Source organism: Clostridium tarantellae (genome assembly GCF_009295725.1).
Lineage (GTDB): Bacteria > Bacillota > Clostridia > Clostridiales > Clostridiaceae > Sarcina > Sarcina tarantellae.
Window position 1 is genome coordinate 1 of the sequence record NZ_WHJC01000211.1, and the last position, 5,894, is coordinate 5,894.

General features: G+C 26.9%; 5 protein-coding genes. All 5 read left to right on the plus strand.

Annotated features, from left to right (window positions below; all coding sequences use genetic code 11):
* Window positions 1-284 precede the first annotated feature (284 nt).
* Complete coding sequence (locus GBZ86_RS11675; RefSeq protein WP_152890871.1) at window positions 285-1,886, plus strand: extracellular solute-binding protein; 1,602 nt, start codon at window positions 285-287, stop codon at window positions 1,884-1,886.
* A 109-nt stretch (window positions 1,887-1,995) separates the two neighbouring features.
* Window positions 1,996-2,961: an ABC transporter permease gene (locus GBZ86_RS11680; protein ID WP_152890873.1), complete on the plus strand. Its 966-nt coding sequence runs from the start codon at window positions 1,996-1,998 to the stop codon at window positions 2,959-2,961.
* Window positions 2,962-2,975: 14 nt separating this feature from the next.
* On the plus strand, window positions 2,976-3,887 hold the full coding sequence (locus GBZ86_RS11685) for a carbohydrate ABC transporter permease (RefSeq protein WP_152890874.1): 912 nt from the start codon (window positions 2,976-2,978) through the stop codon (window positions 3,885-3,887).
* 173 nt (window positions 3,888-4,060) lie between these two features.
* Window positions 4,061-5,533 (plus strand): sulfatase family protein, encoded by a 1,473-nt coding sequence (locus GBZ86_RS11690; RefSeq protein ID WP_152890876.1) that lies wholly within the window; start codon window positions 4,061-4,063, stop codon window positions 5,531-5,533.
* A gap of 161 nt (window positions 5,534-5,694) precedes the next feature.
* Window positions 5,695-5,894 (plus strand): hypothetical protein (locus GBZ86_RS11695; protein WP_152890878.1); only part of this gene is annotated, 200 nt, incomplete at its 3' end.

Below are 5,894 nucleotides of genomic sequence, written 5' to 3' on the forward strand. Positions count from 1 at the left end.
GTAATATTTTACCAATTTTTTAATATATATGACAATATTTAATATAAAAAAATAATATAAATATACCTTTAATAAAATATTAGAAAAAATTATGAACAAATTTATAGATTTTTATATAAAAAATTGGACAAAAATTTTGACTATATATTTGTATAACGATTACATGGTATAAATATGAGTGTAATCAAAAAATAAGTAAAGCAATTAAAACAATCAATTAAAATAATTAAATTATTAAAAGTTTCAATTTATAGATATAAAAAATATAGGGGGGTACTTAATTTATGAAGGGAAAGATATTAAAAAATTTATCATTAATCATGACGGTTTTTAGTACAACTACATTATTAACAGCATGTGGCAACAAAGCTAAATTAGATACAAAGGTTGAAAATAATAATATTAATGTTAAAAAGGATGGATATCCAGTAGTAGATGAAGAGATTACAATAAAAACTGTTGCGTATACTGCACCAACTAATGGTGATTTTAATGAAATGTCAATGATAAAAGAATTAGAAGAATTAACAGGAGTAAACTTAGAGTTTGAATGTATAGCAAGTAATGTTTGGAAGGAAAAAAAGAATTTAATATTAGCTTCAGGTAAATTACCAGATTTATTTTTAGGAGGAGGATTATCAGATTCAGATATATCTAAATACGGGAAACAAGGAATGTTGATTCCTTTAGAAAATTTAATTGATGAATATGCTCCTAATTTGAAGAAGATTTTAGATGAAAATCCTAAAATAAAGAAAGCAATAACATCTCCAGATGGTCATATATATACCATTCCATTTATTGATAATTTTAAACCAGAAACTATTCCAGACAATTTATTTATAAATAAAACATGGTTAGATAAATTAGGGCTAGAGATTCCAAAAACTACAGATGAGTATTATAAGGTATTAAAAGCTTTTAAAGAAAAAGATCCTAATGGAAATGGAAAAACTGATGAGATTCCATTAACATATAGAGCTAATGAAACATTTACTGGAGAATTTTCTATGTTTGGGGCTTTTGGTGTTTTAGATAATAAAGAACATTTGATGGTGAAAAATGATAAAATAATTTTTTCACCAATGGAGGATAATTATAAAGAAGCTATTAAGTGGTTTAATAAGCTTTATACAGAGGGATTAATAGATAAAGAAGTATTTACTCATGATGGTAGCCAATATACAGCTAAAGGAAAAAATGAAGAAATGATAACAGGTTCTTTTATAATATATGCGGATGAAAACTTTGTTGGAGCTGAGAGAGCTGCTAATGATTATGTAGTATTAGAACCATTAAAAGGTCCAAATGGAGATCAGTTATGGAATAGATATGATAATAATTTACAAATAGATAAAGTTGCTATAACTAATGCAAATAAAAACCCAGAAGCTACTATGAGAGTAATAGATGAATTCTTTAAGGAAGATTTTTCATTAAGGGTTCACTGGGGAGAACTTGATAAAAATCTTAAAAAAGAAGGCGATTCTTATGCTATATTACCTCCAAAAGATGGAATGTCGGTAGATGAATTTAGATTTAAAAACTGTCCAGGTCCAAATGCCCCAGGAATAATGAGTGAAGAAACTTATTCTAAATTAAAATTTGCTTCTGATAAAGAAAGAAAGATTGAAAGATATGAAATTTATGATAAATATGCAAACCCAAATCCATTACCAATAATAAGATTTACTGATGAGCAGTCTACTGAAATAGGAATAATATTTACAGATATAGATAATTACGTTAAGGAAATGAAAGCAAAATGGATTACAGGTCAAAGAAGTATTGATGAAGATTGGGAGTCATATAAAGAACAGCTTAAGAAAATGGGAATTGATAAGTATATAAACATTTATCAGGATGGTTATAATCAATATAAATAAAATATTAAATAGGTTAGGAGATGTTTTTTCCTAACCTTAATAAAAAAATATTAATACTTAAAGATGAATTTTAATTTCATTTATGGAGATAAAAAAAGGGGGAGGAATTATGCAGCTAAATACTATAACAAAGAGAAAAAGCTTAATGTCAAAACCTAATATTATAAAGAAAAAATCAAAATTTAAAAATATCTTAAAATGCTGGCAATTATATGTATTTTTAATACCTACTTTAATTTATTTTATTTTATTTTGTTATGGACCTATGTATGGAGTACAATTAGCATTTAAGGAATATAACGCTTCCTTGGGTATTGCAGGAAGTCAATGGGTTGGATTTGATAACTTTATGAGATTTTTTGATTCTTATCAATTTAAACAACTTTTAGTTAATACACTTACAATAAGTATATATCAATTAATAGTAAGTTTTCCAATACCAATAATATTGGCTTTAGCTCTTAATCAAGTTAAAAATTCTAAATTTAAGAAAATTGTTCAAACTGTAACCTATGCACCACACTTTATATCTATAGTTGTTTTGGTAGGAATGTTAAATATATTCTTTTCAACTAGAGGAGGATTAATAAATGAAATAGTTCAATTATTTGGTGGAGAACCTATATTGTTTTTAGGAGAAGAACAATATTTTAGACATATGTATGTATGGTCAGGTGTATGGCAAAGTATGGGATGGAATGCCATTATTTACTTAGCGGCTTTATCAGGAGTAAGTCCTGAACTTCATGAAGCAGCAATTGTTGATGGAGCAAATAAGATAAAGAGAATTTGGCATATAGATATACCTGCTATTTTACCTACAATTGTAATACTTTTAATTTTAAATTGTGGTCAATTAATGAGTGTAGGTTTTGAAAAAGCGTTTTTAATGCAAAATTCATTAAATATTGGTGTATCAGAAATCATTCCAACATATGTTTATAAGATGGGTTTATTAAATGCACAATATTCATTTTCTACAGCAGTAGGATTATTTAATTCAGTTATTAACTGTACATTATTAGTAATAGTTAATAAAATATCTAAAAAAATTGGACAAACGGGGATTTGGTAAAAGGAGGATATAGCATGTTTGAAAAAATATTTGGAAAAGAATTTAAAAGACAAAATTCATCAGATAAAATTTTTGATATAACAAATTATTTAGTATTACTTTTAATTTTATTAGCAGTATTATATCCCCTTTATTTTATAATAATAGCTTCTTTTAGTGATCCTAATGCTGTTGCAAGAGGAGATGTATGGTTATTTCCTGTAGGTTTTAATGTAGATGGATATAAAGAAATATTTAAAAATAATGATATATGGATGGGATATACTAATTCAATTAAATATACCATAATAGGTACATTTGTAAATATTATTTTAACTGTTCCAGCAGCCTTTGCATTATCTAGAAAAGAGTTAGTTGGAAGAAAAGTATTTATGAGTTTGATAACATTTACAATGTTTTTTGGAGGAGGATTAATACCAACATATTTATTAGTTAGCAATTTAGGACTTTATGATACAATGTGGGCATTAATATTACCAGGTGCAGTAAGTGTATTTAATTTAATAGTTACTAGAACATATTTTGTTCAAAATATACCGGAAGAATTATTTGAGGCAGCTCAAGTAGATGGATGTTCTTATTTTAGTTTCTTTGTTAAAATTGTAATTCCGGTATCTAAACCTATTATTGCAGTAATGGTCCTTATGTATGCTGTAGGACATTGGAATTCTTATTTTAATGCTCTTATATATATAAGAGATAGAAATTTATATCCTTTGCAAGTTATATTAAGAGAATTACTTATACAACAAGAAGCAGCTGCTGGAATGGCAGGAGATGCTATTAGTGCTGCAGAACAACAAAGAATTGCAGATATGCTTAAGTATGGTATTATAATAGTTTCTTCTTTACCAGTATTATGCATGTATCCATTTGTACAAAAATATTTTGTTAAAGGTATGATGATAGGTTCAGTTAAAGGATAAATTATTAAGTGAAAATTAAAAAGTAATTAATATAAAAGTTTAGCATAATATTAAAGGTAGTAAAAAATATTATGTTAAACTTTTAATAGAAAAAATACAAAGAAGTGAGAATGTTTACAATTTAATATGGAAAGGTATTTAGGTTAAAATTTAAATAATATGAGGTGAATTTTATGAGAATATTAATGTTAGATTTAGATACTTTAAGACCAGATCATTTAGGATGCTATGGATATATTAGAAATACTTCTCCTAATATAGATAGTATAGCAAAAGATGCAGTAATTTTTAATAATTATTATTGTTCAGATGCACCTTGTCTTCCTTCAAGAACTGCTTTAATGTCAGGTAAGTTTGGCATACATACTGGGGTAGTAAATCATGGAGGCGTTGCTGCAGATTATAGATTAGTAGGAGAAAAAAGAGGTTTTAAAGATAGACTAGCTTTTGACAGTTTACCTGCTTTTTTAAGAAATGAAGGCTTTCATACTACTACTATAAGTCCATTTGCGGAAAGGCATAGTGCTTGGTGGTTTAATGCCGGTTTTAATGAGGTTTATAATACTGGAAAATCAGGACATGAATCAGCTGAAGATGTAACACCTGTAGTTTTAAAATGGTTAAAGGATAATGGAGAAAAAGATAATTGGTTTTTACATGTGAATTATTGGGATCCACATACTCCTTATAGAGCTCCAAAAGATTTTGGTAATCCTTTTAAAAATGAGCCTTATGCTCCATGGATTACAAAGGAAGTATTTGAGGAACATAGAAACAATAAAATAGGCCCTCATGGTCCACAGGAAATAAATATGTTTGATAATAAAGCTTATCCTGAACATCCAAGGTATAAAACAGAATTAAAAAATTATGAGGATGTAAGAGCATGTTTTGATGGGTATGATTGTGGAATAAGCTTTATGGATAGTGATATAGGTAAATTATTAAAGCTTTTAAAAGATAAAGGATTATATGATGATATGGCCATCATAGTAACTTCAGATCATGGAGAAGCTATGGGTGAATTTGGTATATATGGCGAGCATTCTATAGCTGATTATACAACAAGTAGAATTCCAATGATTATAAAATGGCCTAATGGACAGAAAAATCATTATGATAATGGATTACATTACAATTTAGATTTGGCTCCAACTTTGGCTAAGTTATTTAATAAGAAAAAAAGAGATTATTGGGATGGAGAAAGTTATGCTTCAACAATTTTAAAAGGAGAAGAAGAGGGAAGAGAATATTTAGTTTTAGGTCAATGTGCTCATGTGTGTCAAAGGTCTGTAAGGTTTGGAGATTATTTATACATGAGAACTTATCATGATGGATATCATTTATTTCCAAAAGAAATGTTATTTAACATTAAAGAAGATCCACATGAACAATATAATTTAGCTATAGAAAAAAGAGATTTATGTTTAGAAGGTGTATATAGGTTACAGAATTGGCATGATGAAATGATGGCTACTAGTGATTACGAGGTAGATCCTTTATGGACAGTAATAAGAGAAGGTGGACCTTTACATGCCAAAGGACATTTAAAAAATTATTGCAATAGATTGGAAGAAACAGGAAGAGGTTGGGCTGTAGAGGAATTAAGAAAGAGACATCCTAGAGAATTTTTCATGAATCTATAAAAAATTACATTAATAAATTAATCATTATATAAATAAGATAGGAGTTTACAAATATAATATTCAGAGTTTTAAGATTATAAAGTATCTCCTATTTTAAATCTAATTTGTAAAATTCACTTCATATATATAAAAACTATGGTACTAAGAGATGGAGGATTTATATGATTTCTAATAGTAAAAAGATAATAAATAATAAATGGCTGTATAAAGATAATATTAGTAAAGAGTTTAGTATTATAAATATACCTCACGCTAATAAGGAAGTTCCATATAATTATTTTAATGAAAATATATATCAGTTTATTTCTCATTATAAAAAGAAAATAGTTGTTAAGGATAAAAATAAAAGAATATTTTTAAA

Bases quoted from the DNA above. Each gene is read 5' to 3' on its own strand.
- GBZ86_RS11675 (WP_152890871.1), top strand. From the start codon at position 285: ATGAAGGGAAAGATATTAAAAAATTTATCATTAATCATGACGGTTTTT.
- GBZ86_RS11680 (WP_152890873.1), top strand. From the start codon at position 1,996: ATGCAGCTAAATACTATAACAAAGAGAAAAAGCTTAATGTCAAAACCT.
- GBZ86_RS11685 (WP_152890874.1), top strand. From the start codon at position 2,976: ATGTTTGAAAAAATATTTGGAAAAGAATTTAAAAGACAAAATTCATCA.
- GBZ86_RS11690 (WP_152890876.1), top strand. From the start codon at position 4,061: ATGAGAATATTAATGTTAGATTTAGATACTTTAAGACCAGATCATTTA.